At 38.1% G+C, this 17,459-nt stretch carries 15 protein-coding genes, 9 tRNA genes and 1 pseudogene; 20 read left to right on the top strand and 5 right to left on the bottom strand.

Translation table 11 applies throughout. From position 1 onward, the window contains the following. Nucleotides 1–116: 116 nt before the first annotated feature. From ACMW72_RS08035 to ACMW72_RS07945, 19 genes and pseudogenes are all read left to right on the top strand, one after another. Nucleotides 117–192 (top strand) — tRNA-Phe (locus tag ACMW72_RS08035). Nucleotides 193–199: 7 nt separating this feature from the next. Further along, nucleotides 200–275 (top strand) — tRNA-Thr (locus ACMW72_RS08030). A gap of 25 nt (nucleotides 276–300) precedes the next feature. Then, nucleotides 301–385 (top strand) — tRNA-Tyr (locus ACMW72_RS08025). A gap of 5 nt (nucleotides 386–390) precedes the next feature. Then, a tRNA-Trp gene (locus ACMW72_RS08020) sits at nucleotides 391–464 on the top strand. 16 nt (nucleotides 465–480) lie between these two features. Then, a tRNA-His gene (locus tag ACMW72_RS08015) sits at nucleotides 481–556 on the top strand. Between the two features lie 41 nt (nucleotides 557–597). Then, nucleotides 598–672, top strand: a tRNA-Gly gene (locus ACMW72_RS08010). Nucleotides 673–678: 6 nt separating this feature from the next. Next, nucleotides 679–752, top strand: a tRNA-Cys gene (locus ACMW72_RS08005). 15 nt (nucleotides 753–767) lie between these two features. Next, nucleotides 768–857 (top strand) — tRNA-Leu (locus ACMW72_RS08000). Nucleotides 858–898: 41 nt separating this feature from the next. Beyond that, nucleotides 899–984 (top strand) — tRNA-Leu (locus ACMW72_RS07995). A 359-nt stretch (nucleotides 985–1,343) separates the two neighbouring features. Beyond that, complete coding sequence (rnhA, locus tag ACMW72_RS07990; RefSeq protein WP_418368317.1) at nucleotides 1,344–1,925, top strand: ribonuclease HI; 582 nt, start codon at nucleotides 1,344–1,346, stop codon at nucleotides 1,923–1,925. 93 nt (nucleotides 1,926–2,018) lie between these two features. Further along, entirely contained in the window at nucleotides 2,019–3,185 is a 1,167-nt protein-coding gene (queG, locus tag ACMW72_RS07985; RefSeq protein WP_418368316.1) for a tRNA epoxyqueuosine(34) reductase QueG, read from the top strand. A gap of 43 nt (nucleotides 3,186–3,228) precedes the next feature. Continuing rightward, on the top strand, nucleotides 3,229–3,759 hold the full coding sequence (locus ACMW72_RS07980; protein WP_418368315.1) for a methylated-DNA--[protein]-cysteine S-methyltransferase: 531 nt from the start codon (nucleotides 3,229–3,231) through the stop codon (nucleotides 3,757–3,759). Nucleotides 3,760–3,830: 71 nt separating this feature from the next. Then, nucleotides 3,831–4,328, top strand: a pseudogene (locus tag ACMW72_RS07975) (amidase domain-containing protein); the annotation flags it as partial. 121 nt (nucleotides 4,329–4,449) lie between these two features. Then, nucleotides 4,450–4,914, top strand: coding sequence for a tRNA (uridine(34)/cytosine(34)/5-carboxymethylaminomethyluridine(34)-2'-O)-methyltransferase TrmL (gene trmL / locus ACMW72_RS07970; RefSeq protein WP_418368314.1), 465 nt, complete (start codon nucleotides 4,450–4,452; stop codon nucleotides 4,912–4,914). Nucleotides 4,915–4,948: 34 nt separating this feature from the next. Beyond that, nucleotides 4,949–5,782 carry an MTAP family purine nucleoside phosphorylase gene (locus ACMW72_RS07965; protein WP_418368313.1) on the top strand — a complete coding sequence of 278 codons (834 nt, stop codon included), beginning with the start codon at nucleotides 4,949–4,951 and terminating at the stop codon, nucleotides 5,780–5,782. 13 nt (nucleotides 5,783–5,795) lie between these two features. Then, nucleotides 5,796–6,284: a metallophosphoesterase family protein gene (locus ACMW72_RS07960; RefSeq protein WP_418368312.1), complete on the top strand. Its 489-nt coding sequence runs from the start codon at nucleotides 5,796–5,798 to the stop codon at nucleotides 6,282–6,284. A 373-nt stretch (nucleotides 6,285–6,657) separates the two neighbouring features. Next, the gene (locus tag ACMW72_RS07955; RefSeq protein ID WP_418368311.1) at nucleotides 6,658–8,553 is read left to right on the top strand and encodes a PrkA family serine protein kinase; all 1,896 of its coding nucleotides are present in this window, start codon (nucleotides 6,658–6,660) and stop codon (nucleotides 8,551–8,553) included. A gap of 20 nt (nucleotides 8,554–8,573) precedes the next feature. Beyond that, the gene (yhbH, locus tag ACMW72_RS07950; protein WP_418368310.1) at nucleotides 8,574–9,722 is read left to right on the top strand and encodes a sporulation protein YhbH; all 1,149 of its coding nucleotides are present in this window, start codon (nucleotides 8,574–8,576) and stop codon (nucleotides 9,720–9,722) included. Between the two features lie 12 nt (nucleotides 9,723–9,734). Beyond that, nucleotides 9,735–11,147, top strand: coding sequence for a SpoVR family protein (locus ACMW72_RS07945; protein ID WP_418368309.1), 1,413 nt, complete (start codon nucleotides 9,735–9,737; stop codon nucleotides 11,145–11,147). Between the two features lie 45 nt (nucleotides 11,148–11,192). Here the strand turns inward: ACMW72_RS07945 and ACMW72_RS07940 are convergent, their stop codons facing one another. The 5 genes from ACMW72_RS07940 to ACMW72_RS07920 all read right to left on the bottom strand — a co-directional run bounded on the left by ACMW72_RS07940 (nucleotide 11,193) and on the right by ACMW72_RS07920 (nucleotide 16,189). Further along, nucleotides 11,193–11,924 carry an ATP-binding protein gene (locus tag ACMW72_RS07940; protein WP_418368308.1) on the bottom strand — a complete coding sequence of 244 codons (732 nt, stop codon included), beginning with the start codon at nucleotides 11,922–11,924 and terminating at the stop codon, nucleotides 11,193–11,195. A 103-nt stretch (nucleotides 11,925–12,027) separates the two neighbouring features. Next, the gene (locus ACMW72_RS07935; RefSeq protein ID WP_418368307.1) at nucleotides 12,028–13,131 is read right to left on the bottom strand and encodes a GerAB/ArcD/ProY family transporter; all 1,104 of its coding nucleotides are present in this window, start codon (nucleotides 13,129–13,131) and stop codon (nucleotides 12,028–12,030) included. 26 nt (nucleotides 13,132–13,157) lie between these two features. After that, nucleotides 13,158–13,388, bottom strand: a complete 231-nt coding sequence (locus ACMW72_RS07930) for a hypothetical protein (RefSeq protein WP_418368306.1) — start codon at nucleotides 13,386–13,388, stop codon at nucleotides 13,158–13,160. 30 nt (nucleotides 13,389–13,418) lie between these two features. Next, entirely contained in the window at nucleotides 13,419–14,603 is a 1,185-nt protein-coding gene (locus tag ACMW72_RS07925; RefSeq protein ID WP_418368305.1) for a Ger(x)C family spore germination protein, read from the bottom strand. After that, a complete protein-coding gene (locus ACMW72_RS07920; RefSeq protein ID WP_418368304.1) occupies nucleotides 14,600–16,189 on the bottom strand; it encodes a spore germination protein in 1,590 nt (529 codons plus the stop codon). The genes ACMW72_RS07925 and ACMW72_RS07920 overlap by 4 nt, the downstream gene beginning before the upstream one ends. 251 nt (nucleotides 16,190–16,440) lie before the next feature. On the opposite strand from ACMW72_RS07920, the gene ACMW72_RS07915 reads away from it, so the two are divergent. Next, on the top strand, nucleotides 16,441–17,454 hold the full coding sequence (locus ACMW72_RS07915) for a C40 family peptidase (protein WP_418368303.1): 1,014 nt from the start codon (nucleotides 16,441–16,443) through the stop codon (nucleotides 17,452–17,454). Nucleotides 17,455–17,459: the final 5 nt, after the last annotated feature.

Genomic DNA, 17,459 nt, shown 5'->3' with positions numbered 1-17,459 from the left:
CATGCCTGCCTGTCACGCAGGAGATCGCGGGTTCGAATCCCGTCAGCTCCGCCATACTGTAAATGATCTTATTGACATCTTTGATGTAAAGGTGATATTATATTAATCATCTGAATGGCTCGGTAGCTCAGTCGGTAGAGCAGAGGACTGAAAATCCTCGTGTCGGCGGTTCGATTCCGTCCCGAGCCACCATTATTGTGCCGGCATAGCTCAATTGGTAGAGCAACTGACTTGTAATCAGTAGGTTGGGGGTTCAAGTCCTCTTGCCGGCACCATTTATTATATTTATATTCATATTTTGGAGGGGTACCAAAGTGGTCAAATGGGGCGGACTGTAAATCCGTTGCGGTATGCTTCGTAGGTTCGAATCCTACCCCCTCCACCACTTATAGGGGTGTAGTTTAATGGTAGAACAGCGGTCTCCAAAACCGTTAGTGTGGGTTCGATTCCTGCCACCCCTGCCATGCTAAAACTTAGATGGCGGTCGTGGCGAAGTGGTTAACGCACCGGATTGTGGCTCCGGCATCCATGGGTTCGATTCCCATCGACCGCCCCATATAGAGAATCGTTGGAGTCGCTAATCTAAACATCTTCTTTGCGGACGTGGCTCAGTGGTAGAGTATCGCCTTGCCAAGGCGAGGGTCGCGGGTTCGAATCCCGTCGTCCGCTCCAGGAGATGGCGGCATAGCCAAGCGGTAAGGCAGAGGTCTGCAAAACCTTTATCACCGGTTCGAATCCGGTTGCCGCCTCCATTTCCATTCCAATCTGCCGGGGTGGCGGAATTGGCAGACGCACAGGACTTAAAATCCTGCGGTGGGTTGACTACCGTACCGGTTCAAGTCCGGTCCTCGGCACCATTTATATTCAATATTATTTATGATCATGAATATATAAATACGCCGGTGTGGCGGAATTGGCAGACGCGCGCGACTCAAAATCGCGTTCCCAAAAGGAGTGGGGGTTCGAGTCCCTTCACCGGCACCATACATAGTGAAGATATTAGCCAATGCTTTGAGAGATCAGAGCATTGGCTTTTTTCATAATATATTTCAAGTTGCGACTTTTGGAGTTATGGACAACGGAGCTGGAATATACAAACCTATTTTTATTAAAATTTTTGTTAAGATTTTTTGCAAAAGTGTTGACCTTGTCCAATAGACATGGTATATTAAATTCTGTCTTTAAAATTGTTGATTTTTGTCGAACTTACATTATTGCTAGTTCCAACGCGGTTTTTCGTTCCGATTATGGACGAGGAGTCGCGTTTTTTTTTATATTTTTTCATAATTTATTAAAGGTTATTGCAAAAATAAGGAGAATGATAATTCAAAAGGAGGTTAATCATGGGTAATCAATCCTTTGAAGTATATACAGATGGTGCTTGTTCCAATAATCAAGCCTCTGGGATGCAGCCTGGAGGCTGGGGTGTTGTTTTTACAGATGGTAGGTCTTTTTCAGGTGGGGAAAAACAGACGACCAATAATCGCATGGAACTAACCGCTGTGATTGAAGCCTTGAAAAATACCCCGCCAGGAAGCCAGGTAACCGTCTACTCTGATTCTGCTTATGTGATTAATGCTTTTAATCAAAAATGGATTCAGAATTGGTTGAAAAATGGTTGGAAGACTTCCCAAGGGAAATCGGTAGAGAATCAGGATCTTTGGAAGACTTTGCTTCCCTTAGTTGAAGAGAGAACCGTAAAATGGGTAAAAGTTAAGGGACATTCAGGAAACCGCTTTAATGAATTAGCCGATCAACTAGCCGTTAAAGCTATAGCAAAACAAGAAATAAAAGAAGAAGAAATGACGGTCAAGATTACTTTATCCAAGTCAAACTATGATTTATTAATGGACAAACTTGGCCAATTAGGGAAAAGAGACCCCTCTATAAGAATTCTTTTGCATGAATTAAAAAGACAAGGTTAACCCAAGAAAAGATAAGTTTACCAAGAATTCATCACTACTATTCTTCATTTACATGCCCTATAATATACATTTAGTAATGATTAGGATAGAGTGATGAAGATGAATCAAGATTTGAAAGAACAGATCATTCAATATGCCAAAAAAATTGGTATCGACAAAATTGGTTTTACTTCTGCAGATCCCTTTCTTGAGTTAAAAGAAATTCTTATTCGTCATCGAGAGTTAGGATATGAATCTGGTTTTGAAGAAAAAGACTTAGATAAAAGAACGAATCCGAAGTTAAGTTTAGAAAATGCAAAATCAATCATTGCCATCGCTATTGCCTATCCATCGAAAATCGTATCACCACCGAAAAGTACAAAAGGAGAGTATCGAGGGTTTGTATCAAGGTCTGCATGGGGCCTCGATTACCACCTGATCCTCCATGAAAAATTAAATCTGTTAGGCCGGTATTTAAAAGAATTGGTTCCTTCGGCAGAATATGTAGTGATGTCAGATACGGGAGTGTTATCTGATCATGCTGTCGCTGAAAGAGCAGGAATTGGCTGGATTGGTAAAAACTCACTTCTTATTTCTCCTGAGTTTGGTTCATATGTTTATTTAGGGGAAATGGTCACAAACATCTCCTTTCCTGAAGATCAGCCAATGGAAAATCAATGTGGAGATTGCACCCGTTGTATCAATGCCTGTCCTACTCAAGCGATCGTAAGTCCATATCAAGTAAATGGGAAACAATGTTTATCTTACATTACCCAACGGAAAGATATGTTAGAAGAACATTGGATGGAGAAATTAGGGAATCGGATTTACGGCTGTGACACTTGCCAAATCGTCTGTCCAAAAAATAAAGGAATCAATTCGATGCATCATGAATTAACACGACCTAATCCTGAACTAGCAAAGCCTTTATTAAAACCTTTGCTAACGATCTCAAACAAGGAGTTTAAACAAACTTGGGGGAAGACATCTGCTGCATGGCGCGGGAAAAAAACATTACAAAGAAATGCGATTATTGGCTTGGCTCATTTTAAAGATGAATCATCCTTACCATTGCTAAAAGAAATCCTTGAAAAAGATAAGAGACCGATGATTCGGCAAACAACAGCTTGGGCAATAGGTAAGATTCGGGGACAACAAGCAAAAGAAATTTTGGAATCCGTAAAATTTAAAGAAAAAGAGGAAAAAGTCTTAGCTGAGATTAACAAATCCTTAAAAAGGCTGGCTAATCAAGATATTGCCGATTCGCCAAATAAGAAATAAATCGTTAACATTAGTAGAAACCAACCTCTTAAGGGGGAGTTCGATGAAACCATCATCGAGAGTGATTTACTACACGGAAATGGAAACACCAATTGGCTACTTAACCATTGCAGCAACGACAAAAGGTGTTTGTTGGATCGACTTTGGCATGTCTAAAGATACTTTTCCAGCTTTACAAAGATGGGCAAAACGTTGGTTAAATACAGAGCAATTCGTACCAGCCCAAAATGAATTAGATGATGTAAAGCAACAGTTAACTGATTACTTTGAAAAAAAGAGAAAGACCTTTGATGTTCAAGTTGATCTATATGGTACTTCTTTTCAAAAGCTTGTATGGCAAAATTTATTTACCATTCCTTATGGACAAGTTCGCACATATAAAGATATTGCCATGCAAATTAATGCCCCAAAAGCAGTAAGAGCAGTTGGCGGAGCAAACCATCAAAATCCAGTACCCATTATTGTACCTTGTCACCGTGTCATTGGAACAAATGGGAATTTAGTTGGCTATGGTGGCGGAATTGAGATCAAAAAATTCCTCCTTAACTTAGAAGGATATCAGGTTAAAGGTTAAAGCCCCATTTTTTCATATTCTGATTCCCTTCGCCATAGATTGAGGGTGAAGGGGGAATGAATATGGTGATGTATGATCGTGAACGAGCCGTTTTCTATGCGGAAAAATGGTGGAACAGTTACAATCCTCGTTTTCGTAAATTTGAGGTAGATTGTACCAATTATGTTTCCCAATGCTTATTAGCTGGTGGAGCTCCAATGACCCATGTAGGGAACCGTGGAAAAGGTTGGTGGTACAAAGGATCTGGTCAGTCTAGTGATACCTGGAGTTATAGTTGGTCTGTTGCCCATAGTTTGCGTTGGTATTTACAAACAAGCCAAACAGGGTTACGAGCAACGGAAGTAAGTTCACCAGATCAATTGCAATTAGGTGATGTCATTTGCTATGATTTTAATGGAGATGGACATTGGCAACATAATACTATTGTAACAGGATTTGATGCATTAGGAATGCCTCTAGTGAATGCCCATACGGTTAATTCAAGAAAGAGAAACTGGTCCTATCAAGATTCTTATGCTTGGACCCCAAAGATTCAGTATAAGTTTTTTCACATTCATGATCATTTTTGAAAATGGAAATAAGCAGTCAAAAAGTATCTCGCCTTGAGATGCTTTTTATTTTTTTTCATAAATGGATTTGTAGTATAATAAAAAGAGTTTATTGGTTGAAATTGCAATGAGGTGAAAAGAAATGGCTTTGAATATCGTCTTGCACGAACCAGAAATTCCAGCAAATACAGGGAATATTGCTCGCACTTGTGCCGCAACAGGAACAAGGCTTCATTTAATTCGACCCCTTGGCTTTTCTACTGACGATAAAATGTTAAAAAGAGCTGGACTTGATTACTGGCATGCCGTTGATATTCATTATTATGATTCCATTGAGGAACTATATGCCAAATATCCTAATGGCCGTTTTTTTTATGCCACAACCAAAACGGAGCAAAAATATACCGATTTGCAATATCAAGATGAAGACTTTTTCGTTTTTGGCAAAGAGACGGCAGGACTGCCGATGGAAATTTTAAAGAAAAATTGGGATCATACGATTACTATTCCTATGGGAGAAGCAGTACGTTCACTCAATTTATCCAATTCTGCAGCGATCATTGTATATGAAGCATTACGCCAATTAAATTTTCCAGGGTTAAAATAACGAGTGAATTGAAAAAATGGGAGGGGAACGAATCATGGATATACCAAAGGTAAAATTCGCAATCATTCAAGGATCAAGTACATTTTCCATTAACTTCCCAGAAGATTTACATCGTGACGATGTCAAGGTTTTAGAAACGGATCTTGTTTTTGATACTCCTTTTGGAAAAGGACCAAAGTTAAAACTGATTCAAGTGGGAGATAAAAAAGTTCTTACCGTTCGTATGCATGGATGGAGACCAAATGAGGGAATTTCTCGAGGAGTGGCTTCTCAACAACTTTTTTGGATTTTTGGACAAGCAGGGGTTAAGAAAATTTTTGCTGAAGGTGGCGTCGGCAGTATTAATCGTTTGTTAGAATTACGCGATTTGGTTATTGTTGATGATTATATTGACCATTCGATGCGTCAAGATGTGGGATTAGGCGGACCCTATCTTCTTACCATGAGGGACCCTATTTGCCCTACTCAAGCAAAAGCTCTAACAAAAGTGGCCAAACAGCGAGTAGAACCTTTAGGACGTCATGTCTTTAACCGTGGGGTTTATGTAAATACAGATGGCAGGCATTTTGAATCAAGAGCAGAGGTTCAGATGTTTCGCACATGGTTTGCCGATGTGGTAGGACAAAGCATCGCCCCTGAAGTCTATTTAGCAAGGGAAATTGGTGCTTGCTATGCGGGAATATATATGGTTGTCAACTATGCAGAAGGAATCATTAAAGATTGGGATCACAAGGATCTCAGTGATATCTTCTATCAAGAATCTCATACGATCGGCAATATTTTAATTGATGCAATGTATGAAATCGATGAGCATCAGGATCATTGTCATTGCCGTGAATATCGAAAAGATACATTATTAAAAGAATAAAAGAGAGGTTTTTATGAAGATTACAGTTATAGCTGATACACATATTCCAAAAAGAGCAAAGTGGCTTCCTGAAATTGTTTTTCAATCGATTGAATCATCCGATTTAGTTATCCATGCTGGGGATTTTACTGCTTATGAGGTATTGATTGACCTTCAATCCCTAAAACCTCTCGAAGGGGTAGCCGGCAATAATGATGGACCAGAAATCCTCATGCAATTAGGGAAGAAAAAAATCGTACAATATGCAGGCTTCTATATTGGAATCATCCATGGAGATGGAGCCTATGGAACAACGATTCAACGGGTGAAACAAGCTTTTGCCAAAGATAAAGTGGATATTGTCATTTTTGGCCATAGTCATCAGGCTTATCAAGAATGGGATCAGGGGGTTTTATATTTCAATCCAGGTTCTCCAACAGATAAAAGGCTAAGCCCCAAATATTCCTTTGGAGAAATTTGGCTAGGGGAGAAAATTGAACCCAAAATCCATTACTTTTTGTAATTTATTTTCACAAAATCTTAGAATGGCTTGTATGTTCTAACTCTGTTCCTAACCTTACGGCTTTCCGTAAATAAGGTCGGTGGGAAAACTCGCTCTAAAGAATCAGCTTATTAAACATACAAGCTAACTTATTAGGTTTGTATATTCCATAAGAGCGTTGGAATATACAAACCTATTTTTATTTGTAAAGTAGAAACAAACCTAGTTGGGACGCATACAATTTATAATAATTATATTTTTCACGTAAAGTTTTTCGTTTCATCACCAATTTCATCATGTACTACAAGTAAGAAGAATATAGTAGTAAAAAGAATGATTTTAAAAACTGCTAAAGGTCTTTTGGTGTTTTTGAAAAAGAAGAAAGGAGGCTACTATGGATATCTTAAAAAAGATTGCAAGGTATCAGGAAAGGGAAAAACAGTTAGCTTGGGAAGGCACCTTTGTTGATTACTTGGAGATCCTGAAAAAAAATCCACATGTAGCTCAAACTGCCCATTCCAGGGTTTATCAAATGATTATTGATCATGGCGTTGAAATTGTTAATGGAAATAAACAATATAAATTCTTTAGCAATGAACTGTTTGGATTAGATGAAGCCATTGAACGATTGGTGGAAGAATATTTTCATTCTGCGGCAAAACGTTTAGATGTAAGAAAAAGAGTGCTCCTTTTGATGGGACCTGTTAGTGGAGGAAAGTCGACGATTGTTCAAATGTTAAAAAGAGGGCTTGAAGCGTATACGCGGACAGAAAAAGGCGCTTTATACGGGATTAAAGGTTGTCCTATGCATGAAGATCCCCTTCACTTAATTCCTTATGATTTGAGGCCAGAATTTGAAAAAGAATTCGGAATAAAAATTGAAGGGAACTTGTGCCCATTATGCCAGTTGAATTTAGAAACAAAATACCAGGGGCGGATTGAAGACGTTGAAGTAGAGCGAGTCTTATTTTCTGAATCGAAAAGAATCGGGATTGGGACTTTTTCCCCTTCTGATCCAAAATCGCAAGATATCGCTGATTTAACAGGAAGTATTGATTTTTCTACCATTGCTGAATATGGATCAGAATCGGATCCACGCGCTTATCGTTTTGATGGAGAATTAAATAAGGCAAACCGAGGATTAATGGAATTTCAAGAAATGTTAAAAGCTGATGAAAAATTTCTTTGGAACCTTTTATCCCTAACCCAAGAAGGAAACTTTAAAGCAGGAAGATTTGCGCTGATTTCAGCCGATGAGCTCATTATCGCCCACACGAATGAAGCAGAATATAAAGCCTTTATTAGTAATAAAAAGAATGAGGCATTGCAATCAAGAATTATCGTGATGCCTATTCCTTATAATTTAAGAGTATCAGAGGAAGAAAAAATTTATAAAAAACTCATCTTTCAAAGTGATATTAAAGATGTGCATATTGCACCCCATGCCTTAAAAACAGCTGCGATCTTCACGATTCTAACTCGATTACGGGAATCCAAGAAGCAAGGAATGGACATCTTAAAGAAAATGCGTCTGTATGACGGCCAAGATGTGGAAGGCTTCTCAGAAGCAGATATCAAAGAACTTCGCAATGAATACCCAGATGAAGGCATGACAGGCATTGACCCGCGTTATGTGATTAACCGAATTTCCAGCGCCTTAATTAAAGAAGATACCAAATGTATCAATGCACTCGATCTGCTTCGGGCATTAAAAGACGGATTGGATCAACATCCATCGATTACAAGAGAAGACCGTGAGAAGTACCTGAATTTCATCTCAATGGCGCGTAAAGAATACGACACCGAGGCTAAAAATGAAGTGCAAAAGGCGTTTGTTTATTCCTTTGAAGAATCAGCAAAAACTTTGATGGATAATTATTTGGATAATGTTGAAGCTTATGCCAATATGACTAAAATTCGCGACCCAATAACAGGTGAAGAGCTTCCACCAGATGAACGTTTAATGCGCTCCATCGAAGAACAAATCGGTATTTCGGAAAATGCCAAAAAAGCATTTCGCGAAGAAATCTTAATTCGAATCTCCGCTTATGCGAGAAAAGGAAAGAAATTTGATTATAAGAGTCATGATCGTTTGCGTGAAGCCATTCAAAAGAAATTATTTGCCGATTTAAAAGATGTAGTCAAAATTACTACCACGACAAAAACTCCTGACGAAAATCAGTTAAAGAAAATTAATGAAGTGAGTAAGACATTAATCGAAGAATATGGGTATTGTCCAATCTGTGCCAATGATTTGTTGAAATATGTAGGTAGCCTCCTAAATCGCTAAAGGAAAAAGGGGGGAGAAATGTGGGTGAACCTCTCTTTAGCGTCTCCAAGGAAGATTGGTCTTTACACCGAAAAGGGTACGAAGATCAAATGCGGCATAAACAAAAAGTTCGTGAAGCGATTAAAAAGAATCTTCCTGATTTAGTCAGTGAAGAAAGTATTATTCTCTCAAATGGAAAAGAGATTGTCAAAATCCCCATCCGATCATTAGATGAATACCGTTTTCGTTATAATTACAACAAACAAAAATTAGCCGGTCAAGGTAAAGGAAAAGTTGGTGATGTATTAGGGGACGATGATGGCAGTCAAGCAGGGCCAGGAAAAGGCAGCGGCGCTGGAGACCAGCCAGGAGTAGACATTTATGAAGCAGAGGTAACTGTTGAAGAAATTGAAGAAATGTTATTTGCCGATTTAGAATTGCCGAATCTAAAAGATAAGCCCAATCAGAAAATGATTGTGGAAGATATCCGCTTTAATGATGTTCGTAAAAAAGGTCTGATGGGGAATATTGATAAAAAACGAACTATTCTTGAGAACTTGAAGCGAAATAGTTTGAATGGCAAAGCGGTGATTAAAAATATTTCCATCGATGACCTTCGTTTTAAAACTTGGGAAGAAGTCATAAAACCCCACTCTCAAGCAGTTGTCATTGCGATGATGGATACGAGTGGGAGTATGGGAATGTTTGAAAAGTATGTTGCCAGGACGTTTTTCTTCTGGATGGTTCGATTTTTACGAACAAAATATGAACATGTGGAAATTGTCTTTATTGCTCATCATACAGAGGCGAAAGAAGTGACGGAAGAAGAGTTTTTCACTCGGGGAGAAAGCGGTGGAACTATCTGCTCTTCCGCTTATAGAAAAGCCCTTGAAATCATTGATACCAGGTACCCGCCCGATCGTTTTAACATTTATCCTGTACACTTTTCTGATGGAGATAATTTAACCTCAGATAATGAGCGAAGTTTACATGCTGTAAAAGAACTATTAAAACGTTCCAATATGTTTGGCTATGGCGAGATCAATTCCTATAACCGTCATTCTACACTAATGAGTGTATTCAAAAATATTAAAGATGAAAAGTTTCGTTATGCAGTCATACGCGAAAAATCAGAGGTATATCAAGCATTAAAAACTTTCTTTTCGAAAAATGGAGAGCAAAACGATTGAGAGGGGTAGTAGATGGATGAGTTAAGAGAACTGGAACGAGCAATTGGGGAAATTACTGAGATTGCCAAAGGATTTGGTCTTGATCCATTTCCCATGAGATACGAAATCTGCCCTCCTGATATAATTTATACCTTTGGGGCCTATGGAATGCCGACCCGTTTTTCTCACTGGAGTTTTGGGAAGGCATTCCATCGAATGAAACTGCAATATGACTTGGGATTAAGTAAAATCTATGAGCTTGTGATTAACTCCAATCCAAGTTATGCTTTTTTACTTGAAGGAAATTCGCTGATTCAGAATAAATTAATCGTGGCCCACGTCTTGGCTCATACCGATTTCTTTAAGAATAATGTTTATTTTTCAAAGACAAATCGCGATATGGTTGAAAGTATGTCAGCCACAGCGGAACGAATTCGCAATTATGAGATCGAGTATGGAAAAGAAGTGGTAGAAAACTTTTTAGATGCCGCTTTATCGATTCAGGAACATGTGGACCCAAGTTTAATGGTGCCAAAACTTCGGTATGATCTACAGGAGGAGGAGATCGAAAATACCCCTAAGAAGCCGCCTACTCCTTATGATGATCTGTGGGAATTAGATATTAGGAACGAGAAAAAAGTAGAAAAAGCAAAAAAAGAACGTAAACTCCCTCCTAAACCAGAAAAAGATATTGTTCTCTTTATTCAAGAATACAGTACAATTCTAGAAGATTGGCAACGAGATATCTTAACCATGTTAAGAGAAGAGATGCTTTATTTCTGGCCACAAATCGAAACCAAAATCATGAACGAAGGTTGGGCTTCGTATTGGCATACTCGAATTTTACGCGAGATGGATTTAACTGAAGAAGAGACCATCGAATTTGCAAAATTAAATGCGGCTGTTTTACAACCATCAAGGACTTCGATCAATCCCTATTATCTTGGAGTAAAACTCTTTGAAGATATTGAGAAAAGATGGGATAACCCGACAAAAGAAGAACAAGAACAATTTGGAAGAAGACCAGGGCAAGGAAGGCAAAAAATTTTTGAAGTTAGAGAATTAGAACGGGATATTTCCTTCTTACAGAATTATTTGACCAAAGAAAATGTGAAAGAGATGGAGCTTTACCTTTATCAAAAAAAAGGGAACGAATGGGTGATTGTAGAGAGGGATTGGGAAAAGATTCGAGATCAACTGGTTCAATCAAAGGTAAATGGGGGATTCCCTTATATCGTCGTAGAAAATGGGGACTATTTGCGAAACGGAGAATTATATCTGAAACATCAATATGAAGGAATCGAACTCGATATCCGCTATGTTGAAAAAACCCTTCCTTATGTTTATCAACTTTGGGGGAAAACCGTGCATATTGAAACAAAAATCGAAGAACGACCGGTATTATTCTCCTTTGATGGGAAAAAAGTGTTCAGAAAATTTTTATAAGGTGGGTATCTTAACTCACCTTATTTTTGTTAACTTACAAGTTACTTAGGAAATATTTAAGGTGTATAGTGGTAATTGAATTGTAATCGTGGTTCCTTTTGTTTCTTCACTTTGAATCTCAATGGTTCCTTTGTGATTTTTTACAATTTGGTGACTGATCATCATGCCCAAGCCTGTACCAGTTTCCTTGGTTGTAAAAAATGGTTGACCAATTTTATCCATTATGTCTTTAGGAATACCACAACCTTGATCAATAATACGGATCTTTGTGAAAGAGGATGCTTTGGTTACGTCGATTCTAATTTGGCCTCCATTAGGCATCGCTTCAATTGAATTTTTAATTAAATTGAGAAAGACTTGCTTTAATTGGTTTTCATCGCATTCGATCCATAAAGGTTCATTTGCCAAGTTGCTGATTAATTCAATATTATGTAAGGTGGCCTGAGGCTGCATAAGCGTAATCACGTGATGAATAATCGATTGAATCGATTGCTTATGAAATACAGTAACTTGAGGTCTAGTAACGACTAATAATTCACTAAGGATTAATTCAATACGCTGAAATTCTGAATGAATGATATCGAAATAATTTTTTTCGATGATGCCACTTTCAATTAATTGTAAGAATCCTTTTATCGAGGTAAGGGGATTACGGATTTCGTGAACTAATGCTGCGGAGAGTTGGCCAATCAAAGATAATTTTTGTATGTTTCTTGCTATTTCATACATCTTCTTGTTTTCAGTCTTATTGATCAAATCTTCAAATTTATCAATCAACGGCGTAATGACCACTCCTATCACCCTTGTAAAATTTTTCTTTATTTTAACATAAAATTAAATAATTTTCATAATTTTTTTAAATTTATGGAATGGAGATGCATTAGTTTCTTACTTTTTGCTGCTTTTGTTTAAAAAAGCTAATTCCTAACAATAGCAAGGGAATCATAAAACCAAAAAGTAGGGCATAAGGAGTCCAAGTTGTTGCCGCAAATTCAGAAACTTCGATAATATTTTTATTGAGAATAATCGATAAAGAAATCACAATCATGATTAATGGAAGAACAATGATGCGATAATCCGTTAAATTGAATACTTGTGCAAACGCTAATACCCCTGCATAAAAACTAAGAGTCATTTTTATATAGAGGGTAAGTAAATAGGATAGGGCAATCATAGCCTCCAACCTTGTCAAAAATTCCCCTATATTAATTAATCGAGCCATCTTTAGTGTAGGAAAAATAGCCATTTTGGTTAGTGGTACGTCTAATACAAGGATCGCGCCCAGAGTAATGAGCATTAAAGTTAAACCGCCAATCACTACTCCACTTATCCACACGTTCTTGAGATGTTTTTGGTTATTTACAAAAGGGAAAATCATAAGAAATATCACTAATTCTGCGAAGGGAAAACCAAGGACAGGCATAGCTCCTTTTAAGATTGGTTTTATTCCTTCGGCAAAAAGAGGAAATATTCTTTTTGTTTCCATTAAAGGAAAAAGTAGAAATAAAGTGAGCCATATGCCACTAACCATAAAAGGTGTAAAAAGTTCATTGGAACGTCCGATTCCTTCAATCCCTTGCACCGTTACCATATAGATTAAGATACCAGCCATTAATGCAAATGTAATCGGTGGCGTTTCTGGCATAATCGCAGTAGTAGAAAAATCTGTCGCATTCCGCATCACTAAGGCGCTTAAATGAAGGAAAAACCATGCATACAATAATCCGATGACTTTACCAATTGGCTTACCTAGTAGTGTTTCCATGATTTCGATTAACGTTTGTTTTGGGTATTGCTTCGCTAGGGTCACCATGATCGATATGAATCCGATTGCTAAAATGGTTGCCGATAATATAGAGAGCCAACCATCTTGTTTTGCTTTAGCCACTACAGTTGATGGGATCATTAATACGGCACTTCCTGTTGTAAAGCTAATCACTAAGAGCCCAAATTGGAATCGATTGATCACTCCGTTTTCTAACATACATCTACCTCCAAATGTCGCTGAATTCAACTCAACAATTGGTCAATCCATTGTTGAACGGGTTGAAAAAGAAGTCGGATGCCATTGGTTGGGTTAGGAATATAAAGGTTTAACATCCTGCCAATCGATAGGTAAGCAGCCAAAATCATCAAACCTATATAAACGTAAATTTCTTTTTTTTGTTTTTCTCGAAAAAGAGGTTTCAGTTGAATGTAAGAAACAAACAAAATAAAAAGCCCGACTCCGATGACCATCATTGATTTCCTTTCATTTCAGTTTAGAAAAACTTATTTTAACAATCCGGTTTCATAAATAGTGGTATTCACTTTTACGTTGACGGTTAAATCAACAAATTCTTTTTCCCAATTGTTTTCGAGTTTTTTCCATTCTTTTGGGTATTCTCGTTTGAACTCCTCTCCAAAACCAAAGATGTCTGCCTTATATTTTTTTTGCGCCTTTTGAATGACATGCTCTACTTCTTTTTTCACTTCATGATTCGTGACTGTTTCAAGTTTTTTAATGAGCGAGGGATTTGTTAAATTTAAAGGCATACTTACCTCTCCAACATTAACAACAAGCTTGATCTCTAGATCAACTTCAGGCTTGCTATCAACAAGTCTTGTTTTCATTTTGGTTTTGGACCTTATAATTTCCATTGCATGATGGTGCCCATGAAAAGAAATGGGCAATACTCCTTTATCGACCTTATCGGTTACAAAAAGGAGACCCCTTGCTTCATCACTATTAAGAAAACCGATCAATTTATCTTTCTTAAAGACGGCAAACCCTTCCGTTTTTATTACAGTGTCTGGTTTTGACAATTGTGTGTGTTCCAATGTATCCTTATTAGGGCTAATAGGCGAGTTAAAAACATAAGGAACAATGGCGCTCCTTATAGGATTTGATAAAACATTGATCAACTCCCTTAATTCCACGACACGAGTAAAACCCCCAGACTTTTGCGCATTTTCTAGGTGCTTTTTGATGGAAACCCCATTGATTGAATCAAGAGGTAATTGAGTGGTTAAGATCTCTTCTGCCTTTTGCCCTTTCGTAACTAAAACAGGTGCATTTATCCGTATCTCTGCATCCCGGATTAAAAAATCAAGAAAAGCTTTAATCCCGCTTTTTCGCACCAATTCTTCATTAAAAATCCATGCCTGAGTGTGGGCAAAATAAAGCCTGCGAGACATTTCTCTTGTTGCTTTGCGCACCGCGTCAAATACCGTTTTCCCTGTAGACTTTATAGTAATAAAAGGAGTCATCGTACTGCTTACTCCTTGTTTCCCAGAGATTGCAGAAGGGTTAACGATCTGAAAAACCACAGTGATTTCTCCTTTTTTAGGGCCTGGATCAATACCTGCTGCTGTGACAATGGCAAGTTCATTTAGTTCACGCCGATTCCAACACCCTGTCGAAAAGAAGATGATAAAACTGATAAAAAGAAAAAGAGATAGGATCCTTTTGTTCATGATGGATCGCCCTCCTGTTTATTGCGCCTTCGGCTTTTTGGCGGATGGGGGATAGTAGGTTTTTCGCGAACTTCATTTGCTTGACTAAAAAGTCTTGGCCGGCTTAACATCATAAACCAGGGAATGCGCATAAAGATATCTTTTTGATCGCTAAGATTAAAAGGCGCGAGTCCATTTAAATAAGGAATTCCAAAGGAACGCAACCCAACTAAATGGATGGCAATCATCATTAAACCAAATAAAATCCCAAACAGACCAAAGCTTGCACTTAAAACAAGCAAACCAAAGCGGATAATCCGTGCTGCAATGGCTAAATCTACAGAAGGAGCTGTAAAACCAGCAATGGCTGTCATGGAGACGATAATTACCATTGCTGCTGAAATAATTCCTGCTTCAACGGCAGCTGTTCCAAGAACTAATGCTCCGACAATGGAGACCGCTTGCCCTACTGCTCTTGGCATCCTTATTCCTGCTTCCCGCAGCACTTCAAACGTTAATTCCATCATCAGGGCTTCTACAAAAGCAGGAAAAGGTATCCCTTCTCGTTGTGCTGCTATGCTAATCAACAAGGTGGTTGGCAATAACTCTTGATGAAAGGTAGTAACTGCCACATAAAGGGAAGGTAAAATCATCGAAAGCATAAAAGTGGCAATCCGCAATAAACGCAATAAGGAAGCCATAGGAGCGCGGATATAATAATCATCTGCTGCATCAAAAAACCTAACAATTGTGGCAGGAACAACCAAAACGAATGGGGTTCCATCCACGAGGATCACAATTTTTCCTTCTAATAATTCTGCTGCAGCGATATCAGGACGTTCTGTATTAAAGATAGTAGGAAATAACGACCACTTGGCGTCCTGGATAAATTCTTCAAGATAGCCGCTTTCTAGGACACTGTCGATTTTAATCTTGCTTAATCTGTTTCGCACTTCTTCTACGATTTTTGGGTTGGCATTCCCTTCGATATACATGATCCCGACAGTCGTTTCTGTTAATGTTCCAATTCTCATTTGTTCTAATCGCAACTTGGAACTGGGAATTTTTCTCCGAATTAGAGCAGTATTGGTGCGAATATTTTCTGTAAACCCTTCCCGTGGACCTCTGATAACTACTTGGTTTTCGGGCTCTGTTACTCCCCGACTTTCCCATCCTTTGGAATTTGCAATAAGGGCTTTTTTTTCACCTTCGATGAGGATCACAGATGCCCCTCTAAGCAGCTCATTTATAATCTTTGTTTGATTTTCCGATTCTATGACCTCGCCCACATTTAATAATTGGTCCTTAACGACAGTTCGTGGTGATAGGTTGGAATGTTCCGGATATTCAGTTAATAAGGTTTGAAAAAAGTGGTTTACAATACTGTTACTAACAAGACCATCTGTATAAAGCAGGGCTGCAGGAATTCTTTTTTCCTTCCCTAATGTGAACCGTCGCACGATTACATCTGGGCTATTTCCTAATTGATTTATGATTTTTGTAATCGTATCTTCTAAATTTGCTGAAATAGGAATGACTGGCCTATTTTGTTGTTGGGGTTGCTTATTTCTGTGTTTATTCTTATTAAACCAAGAGCGAATGAACATCCTTTCTCACTTCCCAATTCTGGTGATTAAGTAATAGTATGGTATTTTTTTTGTAGATTATGCATAACAAAAATTTTCCAATTCCCTCTATTTCAATGGTTCTACGTTCTTGGCAGATTTTACATGCCTGAGCGAACATTGATCTATGTTACCATGTACCTAACAAAACAAAATCTATCTAAATTCTATGAAAAATCGCTTTTTACAAAAGTGATGGTTTCATAGATTTAGAAAAAAATGGGAGGTCATGTATGAGATATCTAGCAAAGCGGCTGATTACTTTGGTATTGACTATGGCGATGTTTTTTGCCACTTCTTTTGTCTTTTTGCCAAGTGGATCAGTTCAAGCAGCGACAATAACAAGTACAAACATTGTAGAGGATGCCTTAAGTTTACTTGGCTCTCCATATCGGTTTGGCGGCGAATCCCCACAAACTGGTTTTGACACGTCAGGTCTTGTCTATTATGTCTATCAAAAGAACGGTATAACCGTTCCGAGAACGGTAAAATACCAGGCATTTTATGGTGTGCATGTGGATCGAAATGAATTACAAGCAGGGGATATTGTCTTCTTTTCCTATAAAGGGGATGTTCCCAATTTTGTCGGAATCTATATTGGAAATGGACAATTTGCTTCCTCATTTAGTGGAAAAGTAGAGGTTCATTCTTTAAACAGTAATTATTTTGATCAAAGGTATTTTGGAGCAAGAAGATTTATCATAGATGGACAAGCCGTAGCACAGCCTACAACTGCAGCACCAACCAATATATCAAGTAATACAAGTAGCTCTAATTCAAGTACAGTGCCAACGACAACAACTCAAGCTCCAACTCTAACGAATCAATTGGCAGATGCGATTATTCAAACAGGTTTGAAATATTGGGGTGTCGACTATAAATTCGGAGCCGATTATGACAAAGATGGTACCTATAAGTTCGATTGTTCTAGCTTTACGCAAAAAGTTTATGGAGAAAATGGTATTAGACTTCCTCGTAGTTCTCGCCAGCAGGCAACGGTAGGAACTTATGTAAAAAGAAGTGATATTCAAAAAGGAGATTTGCTCTTTTTTGCTACAGCTGGTAAGTTTGTAAATGGCAAACCATATATCGATCATGTAGGGATTGCCAAAGAGGTTCTATCGAATGGAACGATTATAATTCTCCACACCTATAAACCAGGTGTTGGGGTGACCACATCCACCATGTATCCAAACTCAGGCTATTGGAATAAGACTTTCCTTTTTGCGAAACGAGTTATTCAATAACAAAA

This window comes from Tepidibacillus sp. LV47 (assembly GCF_048381575.1).
Lineage (GTDB): Bacteria > Bacillota > Bacilli > Tepidibacillales > Tepidibacillaceae > Tepidibacillus.
This window is presented reverse-complemented; position numbering and strand designations above follow the sequence as displayed.

Bases quoted from the DNA above. Each gene is read 5' to 3' on its own strand.
- rnhA (WP_418368317.1), top strand. From the start codon at position 1,344: ATGGGTAATCAATCCTTTGAAGTATATACAGATGGTGCTTGTTCCAAT.
- queG (WP_418368316.1), top strand. From the start codon at position 2,019: ATGAAGATGAATCAAGATTTGAAAGAACAGATCATTCAATATGCCAAA.
- ACMW72_RS07980 (WP_418368315.1), top strand. From the start codon at position 3,229: ATGAAACCATCATCGAGAGTGATTTACTACACGGAAATGGAAACACCA.
- trmL (WP_418368314.1), top strand. From the start codon at position 4,450: ATGGCTTTGAATATCGTCTTGCACGAACCAGAAATTCCAGCAAATACA.
- ACMW72_RS07965 (WP_418368313.1), top strand. From the start codon at position 4,949: ATGGATATACCAAAGGTAAAATTCGCAATCATTCAAGGATCAAGTACA.
- ACMW72_RS07960 (WP_418368312.1), top strand. From the start codon at position 5,796: ATGAAGATTACAGTTATAGCTGATACACATATTCCAAAAAGAGCAAAG.
- ACMW72_RS07955 (WP_418368311.1), top strand. From the start codon at position 6,658: ATGGATATCTTAAAAAAGATTGCAAGGTATCAGGAAAGGGAAAAACAG.
- ACMW72_RS07945 (WP_418368309.1), top strand. From the start codon at position 9,735: ATGGATGAGTTAAGAGAACTGGAACGAGCAATTGGGGAAATTACTGAG.
- ACMW72_RS07935 (WP_418368307.1), bottom strand. From the start codon at position 13,131: ATGTTAGAAAACGGAGTGATCAATCGATTCCAATTTGGGCTCTTAGTG.
- ACMW72_RS07930 (WP_418368306.1), bottom strand. From the start codon at position 13,388: ATGATGGTCATCGGAGTCGGGCTTTTTATTTTGTTTGTTTCTTACATT.
- ACMW72_RS07925 (WP_418368305.1), bottom strand. From the start codon at position 14,603: ATGAACAAAAGGATCCTATCTCTTTTTCTTTTTATCAGTTTTATCATC.
- ACMW72_RS07920 (WP_418368304.1), bottom strand. From the start codon at position 16,189: ATGTTCATTCGCTCTTGGTTTAATAAGAATAAACACAGAAATAAGCAA.
- ACMW72_RS07915 (WP_418368303.1), top strand. From the start codon at position 16,441: ATGAGATATCTAGCAAAGCGGCTGATTACTTTGGTATTGACTATGGCG.